This is a genomic window from Ornithinibacillus gellani (genome assembly GCF_003730295.1).
Classification (GTDB): Bacteria; Bacillota; Bacilli; order Bacillales; family Amphibacillaceae; genus Ornithinibacillus_A; species Ornithinibacillus_A gellani.
In genome coordinates this window covers 68925-85733 of sequence record NZ_QTSZ01000053.1, presented here as the reverse complement: position 1 = coordinate 85733, position 16809 = coordinate 68925, and the positions used below count along the sequence as shown (strand labels likewise).

The following is a 16809-nucleotide window of genomic DNA, read 5'->3' as shown; positions in this document are numbered from 1 at the left end:
ACGATCATCTATTCTTTAGCTATTTTCAAGTGATTCAACAAGCAAGGAAAGCTCTTCCCAGCGTTCCATTTTTGCCTCCAATTGTTCCTCAACCTGCTGCTGTTCCGCATAAAGTTGTTGGACTTTTTCTGCATCACTACCTGCGTTTGCTATCGCTACTTGCAGCTGTTCCACTTGCTCCTCCAACAACATAATCTCGTCTTCAATTGATTCCCATTCTCTTTTTTCCTGATAGGATAATTTTTTCTTCTGCTTTGGTTGTTCCATGGCAGACCGTTTTTCTTTCATCGTATGGACTGGTTCGACTGCATGTTCCTGCTGTTCAATATATTCACTATAGCTTCCAAGATAGCGACCAATAGTACCAGATCCGTTGAATATGAGTAACCGCTCAGCAATCCGATCTAAAAAATAACGATCATGTGATACCGTAATCACCACACCTGGAAAGTGTAATAAATATGCTTCCAAGATACCCAAGGTCTGTGTATCTAAATCATTTGTCGGCTCATCCAGAAATAATACGTTGGGTGCGGTCATGAGCACTTTTAATAAATATAAGCGCCGTTTTTCGCCACCAGACAGACGCCGAATATACGTCCATTGCTGCGCACGTGAGAAAAGAAAGCGCTCCAACATTTGCTCCGCAGTGATCACATCCCCATCTGCGGTATGAATAACCTCTGCCGTTTCTTTGATATAATCGATGATGCGCAGTTCTCCGTCTAATTCTGCTTCACCTTGAGTATAATAACCGATTTGTACGGTTTCGCCAACCTTTCGCTCTCCTTGATCAGGTGTTGTACGTCCGGCCATGATGTTCAACAGGGTGGTTTTTCCAGATCCATTTGGACCAATAATACCAATTCGGTCACCAGGTATAATGAGTTCACTAAAATCACGAATCAATTCTTTTTCTCCGAAGGACATCGAAATCGATTCCAGTTGTATGACGTCTTTACCTAAGCGTTTGGACCCCGTTTGAAATGCAGCCTGTTCCTGTTTTGTATGGAAAGTACGCTCCTGCATATCCTGTATCCGTTCAATACGAGCTTTTTGTTTCGTAGAGCGTGCTCTTGCCCCACGTTTCAGCCAAGCGAGCTCCTGTCTCAGCGTATTCGCATGCTTTTGCTGACTACTAACTTCAAGTGCCTCTCGTTCCGCTTTTTTTTCCAAAAACAGTTCGTAATTTCCTTCATAGGTAAAGAGCTCCCCCTGATCCAGCTCATAAATTCGATTGGTTACCCGATTAAGAAAATATCGGTCATGGGTTACAAGTAAAAGTGCACCCTTGTAGCTAACGAGGTATTTTTCCAGCCAGCCAACAGTCTCATTATCTAAATGGTTGGTTGGCTCATCCAAAATCAATAAATCTGCCGGCTGAATCAATGCTTTAGCAATAGCTACGCGCTTCTTCTGTCCGCCAGACAACTCATGAATATATTGATTGAATTGTGTAATACCAAGCTTGGTCAATACGGTTTTCGCAGCTGTATTAGCGTCCCAGGCATCCAATACATCCATCTCCTGCTGCATACGCATCAATTGCTCCAGTGCCGCAGGATTGTCACCATCTGTCTGTATGTTTAAAAGCGCCTCTTCATAATTTCGCATGGCGCGCATGATATCTGAATCTCCATAGTAAATTTGCTCAATAACACGAAGGGCAGGATCCAGCGCAGCATCCTGTGCCAAATATTCAATACGAAAATCTTTCGGGTGGTGAATAGATCCTTCCTCTGGCTTCTCTATTCCTGCAATGGCCTTTAGAAAGCTCGACTTCCCAGTACCATTTACTCCAATCAACCCAATACGTTCCCGACCAGATATCGTACAGGATATGGAGCGAAACAGCACCTTATCTCCATAGGATTTTGTTATATTTTCCACTGTTAACATAGTGACCCTGCCTCATTTCCAATTACGTATATATCAAACTGCTTATTTTTTCGGCTCATCCGGTCCAAATTGTCTTTTCGTCACCAATTGCTTTAGCAACAAAACAATTAAAAAAAGCAGCCAAGATGTCACAACATAAAAAATAATTTTCCCAGCACCATCCATTTTGCTGAAAAAGAATGCCATACCAGCCCATATAATCCCAATGGCCAGCACCTGATAGCCTAGAAATTTCATTTTCTTTCCTCCAACCCTTAATAATTATGCCCACTCTTCATTTTATCCTAGCATCAAGCATTTTTCCATCGTTTTCCCTATCAACTTCAAGTTGGTGAAAGAAATCTACGCAAACTTAAAACCCCTGCTTGCTACACAGGGATTTCAAATTGTTTCGATTAAATTCATGAAAGCGTGCTGCTGAGTTTTTGACGATTCCAGCGCTATCGTTTAGTTTTCAGCGCTCCAGATCAAATTTTTTAACGGTTCGGCATCTATCGTTTAGTTTTCAGCCTTCCAGAACAGATTTTTTGACGATTCGGCTTCTATCGTTTAGTTTTCAGCCATCCAGAACAATTTTTTAAACGATTCGGCTTCTATCGTTTAGTTTTCAGCCATCCAGCATCCATTTTTTTAACGATTCAGCATCTATCATTTAGTTTTCAGCGTTCCAGATCAAATTTTTTAACGATTCAGCATCTATCGTTTAGTTTTCAGCGTTCCAGAACTATTTTTTAAACGATTCAGCATCTATCGTTTAGTTTTCAGCGTTCCAGAACAATTTTTTAAACGATTCGGATCCAGATGAGGTTCAACATGAACAGCCAGAATAATTAAATAGATTCTATTTCATCTTTTCGTATTCCTGTATCATTTTTTCATAATTAATTGCGCCCAATGCCTTATACGTGATAATACCTTCTGAATCAATCATGTATGATGTAGGTATTGGCTGTATTTGATAAATTGAAGCCGCAAGATTCTCTTTGTCCAAAAGTATTGGAAAGGTGACACCAAAGTTATCTAGAAATGTAGGTATACTGCTTGGGTTGGTCTCAGAGTCCGTCAAGTTTACACCCAAGATAACGATGTCTGTATCCTCATGAAACTTCTGTAAATCAGGTATTTCAGCACGGCATGGTCCACACCAGGTTGCCCAAAAATTCACCATGACACGTTCACCTTGATAATCGGATAGCTTCACCGTTTCACCATCAAGTGACTCCAATTCGAAATCAGGCGCCTTCTTGCCTTTTTCCAAGCCGATCATGGCAACCTCTTCCTCGCCATCATCTACTGCCGCTTGATTGTCCAATGATTGATTGGCATCCTTATTGCTTATAAAGTTATAAATTGCATAGGCAAACATGCCAACAATGATGACAATGAAAATTCCTTTTTTCATTTGTATGTATTCTCCTCTGCATGCTATGATACAAAACCATTATACGTTTCTTTCCTTCAAATAAAAAAGAATTAGCCCAGAACTAACAACAACCATCATGATCAAAAACCACGGCGACAGCATATAACCAAATATCGTTGTAAAAGGTAAATAAAAAGCTAGTCCTAATTGACCAATACTCCAAATCAATAAGACCATCGCTCCAAGCAATTCATTCGATAACTTTCCTTGCAGCAGTACAATCGCTAACAGTAACAACACCAATAGTCCGAGATACTCCCAAGAGAAGGAGGATTGATTCCATACGATTTGAATGAACTCATATGTAAAAGAAGCGGTAATACATATGGTAACAAATGAAAATAAATACACATCGACAGTATGCTTGCCACGCGCAATTTTTATAATGGCTGTTATACTACCAAATAAAATAGCAAAATATAAAGATGCGGCATCACTCGGGTAAGCAAGAATCGCAAGTGGATCCTGTAAAAAAGTTGGTAGGTTTAACACGATTTTCCCTAGCCAAATAAATAAAACCACATTAATCAGCATGGATAATCCTTCATCCATATGCTGCTTTTTTCTTTCTTTATCCAGCGGGCTATTCGCATAAAAGAAAAGAAATCCAGTTAAAAAGCTAATGACCAAAATACCAATCGTCGTTAACACCCACAAGGAAGACATCTATTTCTCCACCTCGTTAAAATTATGATATGTCCATCATACCTTACTCATGAGAAAAATCGGCAAAATCTGTTTACCAATTCATCTATGACAGGAAGGTGGCACGGAAACTATATTTATATTAAAATTTAGGTATAAGTACTATTCGATAAGGGAGGCCTGCCAATGAAGCTTTCCAAAGGAAGGTTCAACAGTATAACAGATGTTTCCGGTGTTAAGGTTGGACATACCACCTTATATAAAAAACTGAACGAAACCGATGTAATCTGTACAGGAGTAACTGCTATTCTGCCACATGGTGGGAATTTGTTTCAGGAAAAGGTTCCAGCAGCTTCCCATGTGATTAACGGCTTTGGCAAGACTTGCGGCCTAATCCAGGTGGATGAGCTAGGTGTAATTGAGTCCCCTATCATGCTTACCAATACGTTTGGAGTTGCCGCAGTACTGCAGGGAACGCTCACCTATATGTTGGATCAAAATGAAGATATTGGTGATACAACGAGTTCATTAAATATTGTTGTTGGTGAATGCAATGATAGTCATCTCAACTCCATCCGTATTCAAGCCGTTCAGCCGGAACATGCGCTTCAAGCCATTGAACAGGCAACCACATCACCTGTTGAACAAGGTGCAGTTGGTGCTGGTAAAGGGATGGTCTGTTTTGGTTATAAGGGTGGGATTGGCTCCAGTTCCAGAATAATTACCAGCGGGGAAGCAAACTATACCGTTGGCTGTCTCGTTTTAAGTAATTTTGGCAAGCGAAAGGATGCACGCTTTGCAAATTGGGATGAACAGGACCAATCGACACCTGATGGTTCCATCATGATGGTTATCGCTACAGATGCACCTTTATATGACCGTCAGCTCAAAAGGCTTGCCAAACGTTGTGCTGCTGGCCTAGGAAGAACCGGAAGCTATATGGCAAATGGTAGCGGCGATATCGCAATTGCCTTCTCGACTGCCCAAACAATTCCCCATACCGCAAAGAAGCAAGTGGATACATTCACTTATGTACGCGATGATGGTGAGTTAATGGGTGGTATTTTTCAAGCAGGCGCAGAAGTAACCGAAGAGGCCATTTTAAATTCCCTTATATTCGCAGAAACAACAGTAGGAAGAAAAGGTCGTATCGTGGAAAAAGCCCCACGTTTTACAACAAACAAATAAATAGGCGGTGGATAAAAATGATTATAGAAGTAATTGCAGAACAAGCAGCAGATATACTAGAAGCGGAAAAAATGGGTGCTGATCGAATTGAATTGGTCAGCGCTATGAAAGAAGGCGGCCTAACCCCAAGTTATGGTACGTTGAAAACGGTTTTAGAGCAAGCTACGATTCCCGTACAAATCATGGTGCGTCCGCATGGCTACAGCTTTACATATGATGAAACAGATTGGCTTACCATGAAAGAAGACATTTCGGTCATCAAACAGTTAGGCGGCAATCGAATTGTCTTTGGCTGTATTACACCTGAAGGAAAAATCGATGAAGAACTTCTAACTAAAGTAATTGAACACGTGCCAGACTTTGATATTAGCTTCCATCGGGCATTCGATGAGGTAAGCTCTCAAACAGAGGCATATAAAGTATTATGTAAATATAAAAAACATGTAAAAAGAATACTGACGTCTGGCGGTAAGCCAACTGCTAGTGAAGGAGCAAATAACCTCAGGAAACTAGTTGAATTATCAAAAGAAATGGATGGTCCTGATATTCTTCCCGGCAGTGGAGTAACACCAGAAAATATTGCAACCCTTCATGAGCAAATTGGTGCAAATCAATACCATATTGGTTCTGGTGTGCGAATGGAAAAAGACTTTAGCCAAGGCTTCGATCAGGAAAAAATGAACCAAACGATTCAGGTATTAAAATAAACAACATAATTGTAAATGGCTTTACTAGCTGTTGATCCCCCACTTACAATTCTGGTTATCAACAAAAATTCTTGATGTGGGGGGGTACAGCCAGTTAATCTGTGATAAAAAATATACTTTCTGAATCAAAAAAATGCAGCTCCTATGCTCAGTTATCGTAAATAACGAGCGTGGGAAGCTGCATTTTTCATATGAACATTATTCTTTGCGAAGTTTATGCACTTCATCGGCAACGAATTGTACGTTTGTGCCAACGACAACCTGAATACCATGCTTACCAACTACATTAATTCCTGGTACGCCAGTGGATTTAATTTTATCCTGATCCACTTTGTCCATGTCTTTTACTTCGACACGAAGACGAGTAACACAATTGTCAACGGAGGTAACGTTTGCGTCACCGCCAAGACCTTCATAGATGTCGGCTGCCATTACTGCAAAGCGTTCCTTGCCAGTTGCAGGCTCTCCACCTGTTTCTGCTACTACTTCATCATCTTCACGACCAGGTGTTTTCAGATTGAATTTCACAATCAAGAAACGGAACAAGAAGTAATAAATGACCGCAAACACTAAACCTTGAACAATTAACATGTACGGTTGGTTTGCCAATGGCAATCTAGAGCTCAGGATAAAGTCAACAAGTCCTGCACTAAATCCGAATCCAGCTGTCCAGTGGAACATCGCCGCAACCATTAATGAAATACCTGTCAATGCAGCATGCACTACATAAAGTGCAGGTGCCAAGAACATGAAAGAGAACTCAAGTGGCTCAGTTACACCAGTAAAGAAGGCAGCAAATCCAGCTGCTAGCATAAGGGAAGCTGCTTGTTTCTTACGCTTTGTTTTTGCGGTATGATACATTGCCAATCCAGCTGCTGGAAGACCAAACATCATGATTGGGAAGAAACCAGCTTGGTACATACCAGTTACACCTTTTTCACCAGTACCAGCCCAGAAGTTTCCAATATCATCGATACCGGCAACATCAAACCAAAATACAGAGTTCAATGCGTGATGCAAACCAGTTGGAATCAATAATCTGTTAAAGAAACCGTATAACCCGGCACCGACAGCACCAAGTCCACTAATAGCTTCACCAAAGTTTACCAATCCAGTATAAATAATTGGCCATGCAAAAAAGAGAATGGCAGATGCAATAATCATTGCACCGGATGTCATGATTGGTACTAAACGCTTACCACTAAAGAATGCCAAGGCATCTGGTAGCTGTACATGACTAAAGCGGTTATACATGGACGCTGCCACTAAACCAGAAAGAATACCGATAAATGCGTTACCAATATTACCAAAAGCATCATTTACGTTTTCAGGGTCAATGGATTGTAGCATTGCGACTGTGTCAGTTGATAAAAGCGTTGTTACAACGAGAAAACCAACCAAACCAGCTAATGCTGCTGCACCATCCTTTGCCTTGGACATACCGAGGGCAACACCGACTGCAAATAGTATTGGAATATTATCAATTATAGAACTACCTGCAGTAATAAAGAAGGCTGCAAATGGGTTACCTGAACCCCAGCCATCGTGGTCAATCCAATAGCCAATCCCCATCAAAATTGCCGCAGCTGGTAGTACAGCTACTGGAAGCATTAAGGAGCGGCCTAAACGTTGAAAATATTTCATCATTTTCTTTTTCCTCCCGACTTCAATTTATAAATTACTCATTGTGCTAGCCTGTTATTCATTGGGGAACATGCCACATACCTGTTTGAATCCGCTGCCAACCACACCGACTAATTCATATATCACTGCCCATTTGCTCTTACTAATTACATAACAATATAGTGCAATAAAAGGAATTTTCAAGCAGTTTCATGGAACAGCTAATACTTTCTTAGTCTCTCAATATGGAGTGTAATATATCCCAATTCCATCTCAGGCAAATCAATTCCGTGTGTATCTAAGAGGTCTTTTGCAACAATTTCTGCACATGCGTATGCTTCTGGGAATTTCCGCCGAATCATTTCAAACATTTCCTCATCCAATGTATGCATGGCATAATTCTTGGAACGGCTTAATGTAAATCGTAAATGGGTAATTAAGCGCTCATAGGAAATGTCACCTTCCTCGACCTTCACACCTAGCACATTACTAATGGTTTGAACCATGTCTCTTACAATTGAGGTTTGTCTAACTGTTTCGTGTAAATCACCTCCTTGAATTTTCATCGTATGGATATGAAGTGCAATAAATGCAGCCTCATCAACAGGCAAATCAATATCCAGCTTTTCTTGAATATGTGCAAGCGCCCATAAACCAATATCAAATTCTTTTTTATACAGCACTCGTATTTCTGGTAACAATTTGTTTTGTAAATGGATTCCTTTTACCGAGCGCTCAATGGCAAATGATAAATGATCTGTCAGCGCAATATGCACATGTTCATTTAATTCTGTATTCAGATGCTTTTCCGCATAGGCAATAATTTCTTCAGCAAGGGTGAAATGCTCTTCTGGTATCCGTAGCAATAACTGCTCCAGCTTTTCATTCTCGCGCATCACAAACAGCTTTTCAATTTTATCAGCAATTACAATGTCATGCTTCGTCTTTTGGTAGCCAACACCGGCACCAACCGCTATTTTTTCTTGCATTCCATCAGTCACTACGACCGCATTATTATTCAATATTTTTGTAATTCGCATGCTGTTGGACCCTCCTTCCGCTGAAGAACCTGTGCTTATCTTTCGGAAACTGTCATTAATACAGTTTCACCCTTTTTCCCCACTGTTTCGGCGGTTGGTTCATATGTTTTTGTTCCATCCTGACTGTTCGTGATTACGATAGGTGTAACCATGCTTTTCGCTTTTGATGCAACTTGATCTAAATCAAAGGAAACAAGTACATCTCCTACTGAAACTGTATCGCCTACACTTACTGCAACGTCGAAGCCTTCTCCATCTAATACAACCGTTTCTAATCCGATATGAATTAAAATTTCTGATCCGTTTTCGGCCTCAATTCCGACGGCATGCTTCGTTGGTGCTACATTGACAATCTTTCCAGCTACTGGTGCATATATTTTACCCTCTGCAGGGACAACGGCAATTCCCTCACCCATCATCTTCTCACTAAATACCGGATCCGGAACCTCAGTGATTGGTAAGATTTCACCATCTACTGGTGCATAAATAGATAATTTTTTTGCTTCTGATTTATTGAATAGTTTTTTAAACATATCCATAACTCCTTTGCTGTAAATTATTATTAGTATATAACGTCATGGTTACTTCTATTATGCTTTCACAAAACAAGTAGTCAAACAATATACACTGAATAATTAGAATACATGTACTTTTCCATTTTAAAACATAAAAAAGGCATGGGGTAATGAAAGGACAGCTGTCCCTTCCCTTTACCACCATGCCTGATCGTATCAGTAACATGTGATTCGTATGAAACTAATACTATCGTACCATATTTTTTTTGTTTTGCAACCTGAAATCGCTTACTTTTGTAAAAAAAATGAAAAGACCAAGCGTAAAGTCCCTATTCCTCTTTCCAACAAATAAAAAAACAGATTCCACAACAGGTTAATGAGTACCATTTTATGAACGAACCTAATTATTTACGGTGAAAAAATCCAAGAAGTGGGAGTTTCTATTCGTACAATATTTCACTCCTGTTTTCATTTGCCCATCAATAAGCGCAGCACAAATAACCTCCCCATCAAAAGCCAAGATCATACGAAAAATAATGTCACCGTTTCAACCTATTTACGATGTACAACCCAATACGCAAGCGATGCAATCAACGTAGCGGGTAGATTAATGAGATTACCTTGTAAATTATATTGTGCTTGCTGTTCTTCAAAGCTCATGTCCTCATTTATTTCATTATGATGTTTATTCTGATAGTTATTATCTTCCTTCATGGACCTAATATTCCGATACTGTAACGGGATCATGACCAAATAGTAAATAATAAGTGGTGCGAAGATAAACCATACATACGGATCCACACTGCCTACCCCCTTTTTATATCTAATTTGTTATACGAATGAGCCCCTTTTAAGGTTTCGCTTCTTTGAAAGTTTTCCATGTGACAGATCATTATTTTCTGTAATCAATTTGCAACTAAATTGAAAGTTTAAATTTCACCAATGAGGATAAATGAATAAGTACATTCGAATATCTATCACATGAATGAGCTTCGATTAAAAGGAGGATTTTCCATGAAGGGCATTATTCTTGCTGGCGGCAGTGGTACAAGGCTTTCACCAAGCACCGATAGTATGAATAAGCATTTATTGGCCGTTTACGATAAGCCGATGATTTATTATCCACTTTCCGTATTAATGCTAGGTGGCATAAAGGAAATCATGATTATCTCAACTGCCCAGGATCGACCTAGATTTGAGGAATTGCTCGGGGATGGCTCAGAACTAGGCATAACCATTGTTTATGAAGAACAGCATGAACCAAAAGGCATACCTGAAGCATTATTAATTGGAGAATCTTTTGTTGGAGACGATGATGTGACCCTTATTCTGGGTGACAACATTTTCTATGGGCAAGGTTTTACTTCCTTGTTTCGAAAGGCATTACAAAATAATGAGTATGCTACTGTGTTCGGTTATCGGGTCAAGGATCCAGAGCGTTTTGGTGTTGTTGAGTTCGATGATGGCATGAATGTCTTATCCCTTGAAGAAAAACCATCCGAACCAAAATCTGACTTTGCGGTTACTGGACTATATATTTATGATCAGCAGGCAGCCAAATTCGCTCGGAAACTTTCCTTTTCTGATCGCGGAGAATTAGAAATCACCGATGTCAATAAACAATATTTGAAAAAAAATCAATTAAAAGTACAGCTATTAGGAAGGGGCTTTGCATGGATGGATGCTGGTACACATGACGCTTTATTTGAAGCATCTGAATTTGTCAAGAACATTCAAGATCGCCAAGGCTTCAAGCTAGCTTGCTTAGAGGAGATTGCTTTTTATATGGGCTATATTAGTAAAGAAATGCTGCAAAAGAAAGGCAATGATATGAAAAAAACGGATTACGGACAATACTTACTGGAAATTGCAAGCCGTAAACATAATAGACAATATTGGGATGATATCAATCAACATCCAGTTTTGGGGTTGGTGAATAATGAATAAACAGCAACCAACTCTTCTTATTACAGGAGGGGCTGGATTTATTGGGGCTAATTTTGCGACATACTATTTAGAACAATATCCGGAACGCCAGCTCATTGTGCTTGATAAATTAACCTATGCTGGTACAACCGAGCATTTGCAGGAAGTCATGCATCTGCCAAACTTCCTTTTTGTTCAAGGGGATGTAGCAGATACTCATGTTGTCCATCAACTATTTCAGGACTACCAAATTACCGGTATTATTCATTTTGCAGCGGAGTCACATGTCGACCGCTCCATTCAGGATGCCACATCATTCGTGACAACCAATGTACTCGGCACCCATGTGTTATTACATGCTGCCAAAACCGACTGGGAACGAAAAGGAACCCTAAAGGACAATCGATTTCATCATATTTCAACAGACGAAGTGTATGGATCATTGGATGAAGATGGCATGTTTTCCGAGGAAACCCCTTATGATCCACGTAACCCGTACAGCGCTTCTAAAGCGGGTGCAAATATGCTCGTCCGCAGCTTTGGCTATACGTATGGCATGAATATTATTATCTCCAGTTGCTCCAACAATTATGGACCCAAGCAGCATCAAGAAAAATTAATACCGACTATTATCCGTCATGCCCTTCATGGAGAACGGATTCCCATTTATGGGGATGGTCAAAATATCCGTGACTGGATTTTTGTAGTAGACCATTGTCGTGCATTGGATCAGATCTATCATCATGGAAAGCCAATGGAAACCTATAATGTTGGTGGAAGAAATGAGCGTACAAATATAGAAATGGCTGAACAAATTTGTAATCTATTAGATAATAAGATTCCCGACCATCAAAAACCGGAACAATTGGAACGTTTTTCTGAGCTTATATCCTTTACAAGAGACAGACTTGGGCATGACCGCCGCTATGCTGTAGATGATCGAAAAATCAGGCGAGAGCTTGGCTGGGAGCCGAATGTCTCCTTCCAGCAGGGCTTGCAAAAAACGATAGATTGGTATGTAGACAAATGGATTCCGATACAACTTTAATCTCTGTCGTTGTTCCGGTATATGGCTGTAACATCTGTCTTCGTGAGCTGTGTACACGTCTAGATACGGTGTTTCAAACCATGGCGGCCCAATATGAGATTATTCTTGTGAATGATGCTAGTCCAGACGGCTCATGGGAAACAATAGTCCAATTAAGTTCCGAAAATCCTTCTATTAAAGGAATACACTTATCCAGAAATTTTGGGCAGCACCACGCCATTACTGCTGGTTTAGATTATGCGACCGGGGATTGGACCGTTGTGATGGATTGTGATTTACAGGATCAACCAGAAGAAATTCCAAATTTATATCAAAAAGCATGTGAAGGCTATGATGTTGTATTTGGCAAACGCGTCGTACGTCAGGATAAATGGCTGAAGCGTCTCAGCTCGAAGATATTTTATAAAATATATGATTTTCTAGCCGATCAGTCTTCTGATCATACGGTTGCAAATTTTAGCATTTGTTCTAAGAAAGTGGTTCAAGGGTTTCAGCAAATGCGGGAGCAAAACCGGTACTTCCCTTTATTCATTAAATGGATGGGATTTGAAACAGCTTATATCCCTATCGAACATGAGGAGCGAAAAGCCGGTACTTCCTCCTATTCATTTGGCAAGCTCATCACACTTGCTACGGATGCTATCATATCGCAATCCAATAAACCGCTTCGATTATCCATTCAGTTTGGGTTTTTACTATCATTTATTTCCCTGCTGTATGGAATTTACTTATTTATTCGCTATTTCTTTCTGTCTGAACCTGTAACCGGTTGGACGAGTGTGATGGTTTCCATCTATTTTATTGGCGGTTTAGTCTTTTTTAATTTTGGAGTCATTGGACTTTATCTAGGAAAGGTCTTCAATGAAACAAAGGGGCGCCCACTATATATCATTGAGTCTAAAACAGAAAATCTTGAACAGGGTGACTGGAGGAAAAACAATGGAAAAAATAATCCGCCCAACACCATGGGATAAACGAACATTTCTTATTGATACGTATGAACTAACTGCTGCAAATGATGAGGCATTGGCAGTAGCAGATTCATTGGAAGGCCATTTCACCGTCAAGGTCGATCCATTGATGGATACGGATGCGTTAAGGCGACATGGTTTCTATTATACGGATTCTTTAATTGAACCAGTTTGTTCCAGAAGTGATTTACGTGTATTCGAACAAAAAGGAATCATGCTGTCCCAGGATTATAACCGAGCTGCCATATTGGAAATCGCCGAGGAGGTTTTTGTCCATGGTCGTTTCCACCGAGATTCCTATATTCCAAATACATTAGCAAACGAGCGGTATATGCGGTGGGTTGAAGATTTACTGGATGAAAAGCATATTTATGCATTGTTATATAATGGCACACTTGTCGGATTTTATGCCTTTCGAGAGGATCAAGTCCTACTGTTGGGAATCAAAAAAGAATTTCAAGGTAAAGGTCTAGCCAAACCATTTACAAGCCAGGGCTGTTTTGAACAGTTCAAAAATGATTACAAGGAATTAAAAACATCAATTTCGGCAGCCAATGTCGCATCTTTGAATCTGTTTTATTCGCTTGGCTTCCGGTTACGTAAGACGGTCGATGTCTATCATAAATTAAATGGCCCTGCACCTAAGGGGACGTTATAATGGGTTTCCTCTATATTTTCGGAACCATTATATTTACCGTCTACGGTCAGCTTATGCTTAAATGGCGTATCGATAAAGTCGGCAGTCTGCCAGAAGCAGCTTTTGAAAAACTGTTATTTCTGTTCCGATTGCTATTGGATCCACTCATTTTATCCGGGTTCTTATCTGCATTTGTAGCTTCATTATTTTGGATGGCAGCAATGACTAAGTTTGATATTAGTTTTGCCTATCCGTTTATGAGTCTATCATTTGTGCTTGTATTTTTATTATCTGTATTTCTTTTTAGCGAGCCTGTCACAGCGCAAAAAGTAATTGGACTAAGCTTCATTGTACTAGGAATCATTGTGACAAGTCAGAGTATGTGAGGTGATACGTATGATCCCCTTTAGTAAACCATGTGTCATCGGAGAAGAAATGACAAGAATGGAAGCAGCACTTCAACAAGATAAATTATCCGGAAATGGTGTTTATTCAAAAGCCTGTACCAACTGGCTGGAGCAGGAATTGCCTTGTAAAAAAGCTTTGCTCACCCCATCCTGTACGGCTGCACTTGAAATGGCAGCATTACTAACAGAAGTAAAAGCAGGCGATGAGGTTATCATGCCCTCCTTTACCTTTGTTTCTACTGCAAATGCCTTCGCATTGCGTGGAGCAGTTATCCGGTTTGTAGATGTTGATCCCGCTACCAAAAACATCGATCCGGAAGCGATTGCAGCTGCAATTAACGAGCGGACAAAGGTGATTGTAGTTGTTCACTATGCTGGTGTCGCCTGTGATATGGATGGCATTATGGCACTTGCGAGTAAGCATCAGCTTTGGGTCGTGGAGGATGCAGCCCAAGCACTTGGCAGCACCTATCGAAATCAAGCACTTGGTACAATCGGGCACTTCGGTACATTCAGCTTTCATGATACGAAAAATATAACTTGTGGAGAAGGTGGAGCCTTAACCATCAACCATGAAGCATCCATAAAACGTGCAGAAATTTTACAGGAAAAAGGGACGAATCGCACCCAATTTGTGAATGGGAAGGTAGATAAATATACATGGAAGGACATCGGATCTTCTTACTTATTAAGTGAATTGAATGCCGCCTATTTATCTGTTCAACTGGAGCAATCAGATGAAATTAATGCGAATCGAATGAATACATGGAAGCTTTATGAACAAGGTTTTGCAGAACTGGCGGCGCAACAAGCACTGAAGCTCCCAGTTATTCCTGATTATTGCATCCATAATGCACATATGTTTTATGTTGAAACGGAGACTCCAACAGAAGCAGAGCAGTTATTACATCACTTACAAGCACATGACATAACAGCGGTAACCCATTATGTGCCACTTCATTCCTCCGATGCGGGGAGGAAATTTGGTGTTTTCCATGGAGAGGACCGCTACACATCCAGCATTAGTCAACGATTAATCAGATTACCATTGTACTACGATATTGCCAAAGAGGATGTCGAACATGTCATTAAAAGTATCCAAGTTTTTTACAACCAATAAACTAATATTCTTAGCATTATTTGTGATTGCTTGTTATATCGCACCATACTATATACTTGGTGAAAATACACATATTCGAGTCCATGATAACCTGGACTCGAATATCGTTTGGTATAAAATGCTAGCAGATAGCGGCATGATTTTTGCTGGTCCTGATGCATTGCTGCCGTATGCGATTAATGGTTTGCCACGAAGCGCCCTCCCTTCCGCATTGGATGGAGCGGTATGGTTATATGCGTTGTTCCCTCCAATGATTGCTTATACGATAAGTCAGACCATCATGCGAATCGTTGCTTTTTTTGGCATGTATCTCTTACTCAAAAAACATATGCTACAGCAACACACACATCCCGTCATCCCGATTGGGGCTGCGCTTTGCTTTGCCATGCTGCCTTTTTGGCCATCTGGCGTACTTTCCATTGCCGGGATTCCGCTGGCATTACATGCATTTTTAGTGATTCGTAAACAAGGCTGGAAAACACCTAAGCGCTATTGGTTCATCTTGTTGTTTATTCCGTTCTTATCCAGCTTTATCCTGACATTTTTATTTTTCCTAGCCTTGCTTGGAATCCTATGGCTGATAGACTGGATTCGTACAAAGCAATTCCAGGTTCCGTTTTTTCTAGCGATTGCCGGAATGACTACCATATATTTACTCAAAAATTATTTACTGATTTATGCCATGTTTCTCGGTAATAGCGAGCCTACGCATCGTAACGAGATGAACCTGGGACATCTGAATCTTCAGGAAACCTGGGATTTATTCATAAAGAACTTCATCGTTGGACATACACATGCACTGGATGCACACCAAACCATTGTCCTGCCTGTTGTCTTGCTCACACTACTTTTAGCTATGGTATTTCGCAGCAATATAAAATGGATGATTGGGTTATTAATACTAAATGCACTGTTTTCCTTTATATATGCATTATGGTATTGGGAAGGCTTACGCATTTTGAAGGATCACTTCTCACTATTTAATACCTTTAATTTTGCACGCATTCACTTTATGCGTCCTGTGCTATGGTATGCCAGCTTCGCAATTGCGCTTTCATTTTTATGGAGACAATTTCGGTTAGGTAAATGGGTCGTCATCTTCTTGCTCGCTGCTCAATGTACCTTGTTATATCAGCTAACCGAAGACGTTAAATATAGAGAAGCTGGCACGCCAACCTTCAAGGAGTTTTACGCGGAGGATTTATTCAAAGACATTCAAGATTATATTGGTAAAGACCAAAGTTCATATCGGGTTGCCAGTATTGGCCTACACCCCGCCATCTCCCAGTACAATGGTTTTTACACATTAGACACGTATAATAACACCATTCCGCTTGATTATAAGCATGATTTTCGCACTATCATTGCGCCAGAATTGGCGAAAAATAAGACACTGCAAAACTACTTTGATACATGGGGCAGTCGGCTCTATATGTATTCCAGCGAGCTCGGTAAGCACTATATGTTCACCAAACACAGCAAGAAAGAAATACAGCAATTCTCCATTGATACAGCGGCTTTTAGAAAACTTGGCGGAGAATATATTCTATCTGCTGTACCAATTCAGCAGCATCATCTTCATTTTGAAAAGTCCTTTACAACTGCTGAAGCACCATGGAAAATTCATTTGTACCGCGTTCAAGCTAAAAAATAAAGTATA

General features: G+C 40.3%; 17 protein-coding genes. 9 read left to right on the top strand and 8 right to left on the bottom strand.

Annotated elements, in window-relative coordinates; all coding sequences use genetic code 11:
* Positions 1-15: 15 nt before the first annotated feature.
* The 4 genes from DX933_RS17895 to DX933_RS18535 all read right to left on the bottom strand — a co-directional run bounded on the left by DX933_RS17895 (position 16) and on the right by DX933_RS18535 (position 3988).
* Positions 16-1899: an ABC-F family ATP-binding cassette domain-containing protein gene (locus DX933_RS17895; protein WP_123317801.1), complete on the bottom strand. Its 1884-nt coding sequence runs from the start codon at positions 1897-1899 to the stop codon at positions 16-18.
* A 42-nt stretch (positions 1900-1941) separates the two neighbouring features.
* Positions 1942-2136 carry a hypothetical protein gene (locus DX933_RS17890; protein ID WP_123317800.1) on the bottom strand — a complete coding sequence of 65 codons (195 nt, stop codon included), beginning with the start codon at positions 2134-2136 and terminating at the stop codon, positions 1942-1944.
* A 604-nt stretch (positions 2137-2740) separates the two neighbouring features.
* Positions 2741-3301, bottom strand: a complete 561-nt coding sequence (locus DX933_RS17885) for a TlpA family protein disulfide reductase (protein ID WP_123317799.1) — start codon at positions 3299-3301, stop codon at positions 2741-2743.
* A 39-nt stretch (positions 3302-3340) separates the two neighbouring features.
* On the bottom strand, positions 3341-3988 hold the full coding sequence (locus DX933_RS18535) for a hypothetical protein (RefSeq protein ID WP_190279590.1): 648 nt from the start codon (positions 3986-3988) through the stop codon (positions 3341-3343).
* Between the two features lie 165 nt (positions 3989-4153).
* Here DX933_RS18535 and DX933_RS17875 point away from each other — a divergent pair, with 165 nt between their 5' ends.
* Positions 4154-5155 carry a DmpA family aminopeptidase gene (locus DX933_RS17875; RefSeq protein WP_123317798.1) on the top strand — a complete coding sequence of 334 codons (1002 nt, stop codon included), beginning with the start codon at positions 4154-4156 and terminating at the stop codon, positions 5153-5155.
* Positions 5156-5172: 17 nt separating this feature from the next.
* Positions 5173-5862: a copper homeostasis protein CutC gene (locus DX933_RS17870; protein ID WP_123317797.1), complete on the top strand. Its 690-nt coding sequence runs from the start codon at positions 5173-5175 to the stop codon at positions 5860-5862.
* A gap of 198 nt (positions 5863-6060) precedes the next feature.
* Here DX933_RS17870 and nagE read toward each other — a convergent pair whose 3' ends face one another.
* The 4 genes from nagE to DX933_RS17850 form a co-directional block, all read right to left on the bottom strand.
* The gene (gene nagE, locus DX933_RS17865) at positions 6061-7509 is read right to left on the bottom strand and encodes an N-acetylglucosamine-specific PTS transporter subunit IIBC (RefSeq protein WP_123317796.1); all 1449 of its coding nucleotides are present in this window, start codon (positions 7507-7509) and stop codon (positions 6061-6063) included.
* Between the two features lie 197 nt (positions 7510-7706).
* Positions 7707-8525: a PRD domain-containing protein gene (locus DX933_RS17860; RefSeq protein ID WP_123317795.1), complete on the bottom strand. Its 819-nt coding sequence runs from the start codon at positions 8523-8525 to the stop codon at positions 7707-7709.
* A 35-nt stretch (positions 8526-8560) separates the two neighbouring features.
* Entirely contained in the window at positions 8561-9058 is a 498-nt protein-coding gene (locus tag DX933_RS17855; protein WP_123317794.1) for a PTS sugar transporter subunit IIA, read from the bottom strand.
* A gap of 534 nt (positions 9059-9592) precedes the next feature.
* Positions 9593-9841: a DUF3949 domain-containing protein gene (locus DX933_RS17850; protein WP_223806038.1), complete on the bottom strand. Its 249-nt coding sequence runs from the start codon at positions 9839-9841 to the stop codon at positions 9593-9595.
* 213 nt (positions 9842-10054) lie between these two features.
* Here DX933_RS17850 and rfbA point away from each other — a divergent pair, with 213 nt between their 5' ends.
* From rfbA to DX933_RS17815, 7 genes are read left to right on the top strand one after another with little or no spacing between them, the layout of a single operon-like run.
* Positions 10055-10987 carry a glucose-1-phosphate thymidylyltransferase RfbA gene (rfbA, locus tag DX933_RS17845; RefSeq protein WP_123317793.1) on the top strand — a complete coding sequence of 311 codons (933 nt, stop codon included), beginning with the start codon at positions 10055-10057 and terminating at the stop codon, positions 10985-10987.
* A complete protein-coding gene (rfbB, locus tag DX933_RS17840; protein ID WP_123317792.1) occupies positions 10980-12014 on the top strand; it encodes a dTDP-glucose 4,6-dehydratase in 1035 nt (344 codons plus the stop codon). The genes rfbA and rfbB overlap by 8 nt, the downstream gene beginning before the upstream one ends.
* Positions 11993-12988 (top strand): glycosyltransferase family 2 protein, encoded by a 996-nt coding sequence (locus tag DX933_RS17835; RefSeq protein WP_123317791.1) that lies wholly within the window; start codon positions 11993-11995, stop codon positions 12986-12988. The genes rfbB and DX933_RS17835 overlap by 22 nt, the downstream gene beginning before the upstream one ends.
* Positions 12954-13643 (top strand): GNAT family N-acetyltransferase, encoded by a 690-nt coding sequence (locus tag DX933_RS17830; RefSeq protein ID WP_123317790.1) that lies wholly within the window; start codon positions 12954-12956, stop codon positions 13641-13643. Before DX933_RS17835 ends, DX933_RS17830 begins: the two co-directional genes overlap by 35 nt.
* Positions 13643-14008 carry an EamA family transporter gene (locus tag DX933_RS17825; RefSeq protein WP_123317789.1) on the top strand — a complete coding sequence of 122 codons (366 nt, stop codon included), beginning with the start codon at positions 13643-13645 and terminating at the stop codon, positions 14006-14008. The genes DX933_RS17830 and DX933_RS17825 overlap by 1 nt, the downstream gene beginning before the upstream one ends.
* 10 nt (positions 14009-14018) lie before the next feature.
* Positions 14019-15149 carry a dTDP-4-amino-4,6-dideoxygalactose transaminase gene (gene rffA / locus DX933_RS17820; protein ID WP_123317788.1) on the top strand — a complete coding sequence of 377 codons (1131 nt, stop codon included), beginning with the start codon at positions 14019-14021 and terminating at the stop codon, positions 15147-15149.
* Positions 15112-16803, top strand: a complete 1692-nt coding sequence (locus tag DX933_RS17815) for a DUF6044 family protein (protein WP_123317787.1) — start codon at positions 15112-15114, stop codon at positions 16801-16803. Before rffA ends, DX933_RS17815 begins: the two co-directional genes overlap by 38 nt.
* The last annotated feature ends 6 nt before the right edge of the window (positions 16804-16809 follow it).

Excerpts from the sequence above, each read along its gene's own strand:
- DX933_RS17890 (WP_123317800.1), bottom strand. The coding sequence starts at position 2,136 with ATGAAATTTCTAGGCTATCAGGTGCTGGCCATTGGGATTATATGGGCT.
- DX933_RS17885 (WP_123317799.1), bottom strand. The coding sequence starts at position 3,301 with ATGAAAAAAGGAATTTTCATTGTCATCATTGTTGGCATGTTTGCCTAT.
- nagE (WP_123317796.1), bottom strand. The coding sequence starts at position 7,509 with ATGATGAAATATTTTCAACGTTTAGGCCGCTCCTTAATGCTTCCAGTA.
- DX933_RS17855 (WP_123317794.1), bottom strand. The coding sequence starts at position 9,058 with ATGTTTAAAAAACTATTCAATAAATCAGAAGCAAAAAAATTATCTATT.
- DX933_RS17825 (WP_123317789.1), top strand. The coding sequence starts at position 13,643 with ATGGGTTTCCTCTATATTTTCGGAACCATTATATTTACCGTCTACGGT.
- DX933_RS17860 (WP_123317795.1), bottom strand. The coding sequence starts at position 8,525 with ATGCGAATTACAAAAATATTGAATAATAATGCGGTCGTAGTGACTGAT.
- rffA (WP_123317788.1), top strand. The coding sequence starts at position 14,019 with ATGATCCCCTTTAGTAAACCATGTGTCATCGGAGAAGAAATGACAAGA.
- DX933_RS17875 (WP_123317798.1), top strand. The coding sequence starts at position 4,154 with ATGAAGCTTTCCAAAGGAAGGTTCAACAGTATAACAGATGTTTCCGGT.
- DX933_RS17835 (WP_123317791.1), top strand. The coding sequence starts at position 11,993 with ATGGATTCCGATACAACTTTAATCTCTGTCGTTGTTCCGGTATATGGC.
- DX933_RS17815 (WP_123317787.1), top strand. The coding sequence starts at position 15,112 with ATGTCATTAAAAGTATCCAAGTTTTTTACAACCAATAAACTAATATTC.
- rfbB (WP_123317792.1), top strand. The coding sequence starts at position 10,980 with ATGAATAAACAGCAACCAACTCTTCTTATTACAGGAGGGGCTGGATTT.
- DX933_RS17895 (WP_123317801.1), bottom strand. The coding sequence starts at position 1,899 with ATGTTAACAGTGGAAAATATAACAAAATCCTATGGAGATAAGGTGCTG.
- rfbA (WP_123317793.1), top strand. The coding sequence starts at position 10,055 with ATGAAGGGCATTATTCTTGCTGGCGGCAGTGGTACAAGGCTTTCACCA.
- DX933_RS17830 (WP_123317790.1), top strand. The coding sequence starts at position 12,954 with ATGGAAAAAATAATCCGCCCAACACCATGGGATAAACGAACATTTCTT.
- DX933_RS17870 (WP_123317797.1), top strand. The coding sequence starts at position 5,173 with ATGATTATAGAAGTAATTGCAGAACAAGCAGCAGATATACTAGAAGCG.
- DX933_RS18535 (WP_190279590.1), bottom strand. The coding sequence starts at position 3,988 with ATGTCTTCCTTGTGGGTGTTAACGACGATTGGTATTTTGGTCATTAGC.